This window comes from Streptococcus mitis (assembly GCF_946190375.1).
GTDB lineage: Bacteria > Bacillota > Bacilli > Lactobacillales > Streptococcaceae > Streptococcus > Streptococcus mitis_CJ.
The window spans coordinates 1-227 of the sequence record NZ_CAMIAF010000172.1 but is presented as its reverse complement, the minus strand read 5'-3'; the positions used below and the strand labels follow the sequence as shown (position 1 = coordinate 227).

The window sequence follows — 227 nt, the reverse complement described above, 5'->3', positions numbered from 1 at the left end:
TCAGCTTCAGCAAGCACATCAGCGTCTGAATCAGCGTCAACAAGTGCGAGCCAATCAGCAAGTACATCAGCTTCTGAGTCAGCGTCAACAAGTGCGTCAGAATCAGCAAGTACATCAGCATCTGAATCAGCATCAACAAGTGCAAGCCAATCAGCAAGCACATCAGCATCTGAGTCAGCATCAACAAGTGCATCAGCTTCAGCAAGCACATCAGCATCTGAGTCAGC

At 48.5% G+C, this 227-nt stretch carries 1 pseudogene; it reads right to left on the bottom strand.

Annotated features, from left to right (window positions below):
• Positions 1 to 227: pseudogene (locus tag N8M09_RS11145) on the bottom strand (MSCRAMM family adhesin SdrC); the annotation flags it as partial.